This window comes from Stenotrophomonas sp. PS02289, from assembly GCF_029960115.1.
Taxonomy (GTDB): Bacteria; Pseudomonadota; Gammaproteobacteria; order Xanthomonadales; family Xanthomonadaceae; genus Stenotrophomonas.
Genome location: NZ_JASCOZ010000335.1, coordinates 1 through 1,279, shown reverse-complemented (window position 1 = coordinate 1,279; position 1,279 = coordinate 1). Strand labels below are relative to the sequence as shown.

General features: G+C 65.7%; 1 protein-coding gene. It reads right to left on the bottom strand.

The window, feature by feature from the left end; translation table 11 throughout:
- Nucleotides 1-54: 54 nt before the first annotated feature.
- Nucleotides 55-1,251 (bottom strand): glycoside hydrolase family 2 protein, encoded by a 1,197-nt coding sequence (locus QMX83_RS21465; RefSeq protein WP_282298649.1) that lies wholly within the window; start codon nt 1,249-1,251, stop codon nt 55-57.
- Nucleotides 1,252-1,279 lie beyond the last annotated feature (28 nt).

Here is a 1,279-nt window from a genome sequence, read left to right as displayed (position 1 = left end):
GCCCTGCGTGGCTTCGCGGAGCCCGAACGGAACGCAGCCACGCAGGGCGTGGCTCTACAACGCGTCCACTACGCTCCTCACGCGCAACGCGTCAGCCAATGCTTTGGCACTCTGGTCCGCCTTCACCCGGATCCGCACGGCTTCCCCGGGCACCAGATCCAGCGCGTTGTCGTCCAGCACGGCATCGAAGCCGTCAAACGCCACCCACACCCCTCGCGCCAGCTGCGCAGAGCGCAGCTCCAGTACGGTGTCATCACCCTCGCGAACCCAGCGACTGACGATCTTTGCCTTCGGCAGGCGCATGTCCTTGGCCGCGGCGAAATACGCCACCTGCCGCGACACCACCTGCTCACCGTCCAGCAACTCCACCACCGCCACGGTCCGCTTCGCGTCCGCCTTGCCCAGCAGCTGCGCATCGGTGAACCGTCCGACTTCCAACGCCGCCAACGGCGGCACCGTCACCGCCTTGCGCTCATCACGGTGCACACGGCCATCGACATCCATCACCCGCAACCGCCACGTCCCACGCAGTGGTTCGGTACGGTCGTTGAGCAGACTGACCCGGGTCACACCCTCGTCGCGCAACGCCGCGACAGCATGACCGGCAAAGAACCGCTTGGCGTGGAAATGCAGCGCCTTCCAGCGCCCGGCGTAATCAATGCTCGACCATGATGCCCCCGGCCACACATCGTTGAGCTGCCAGTACAACGAACCCATGGTGTACGGACGTGACGCGCGATGGTGCAGCGCCGCCAACGCGATGCCTTCCGCCTGGGTCACCTGGCTCAGGTAGACGAAGTCATCAAAACTGCGCGGCGTACCGAACTCCCGCTCGATGTACTGCAGCAGGCGCTGGTTGCCCTCGCCGGCCATGAACTTCTGGTGCGCTTTCACCACCGGGCTGTCCACCTGCCGCTGGTCGGCGGGAATGATGCCGTCGAGCGTGCGCAGCGACGGCCATGCCTGCAGGCCATATTCGGACATGAAGCGCGGGGTCTCGCGCAGGTAGGCCTGCACCGGCAGCGCCGGGTTACCCCACACCTGCCAGTAGTGCTTGTCGCCACGCGTGGAATCGTTGGCTTTCTCGTCCAGGTCGTTGCTCGGCGAGCTCGACCAGTACGGCACGCCCAGCCCATCCTCGCTGACCACCTGGCGCAGGTCATTGCCGAACAGATCCACGTAGCCCTGCCAGACCTTCTTCGCAAACACCGGGTCGGCCGCGGTCAGATCCCGGCCGTGGCCCCCGTCCATCCACGCGGTTTCTTATTCGATGTTGCCA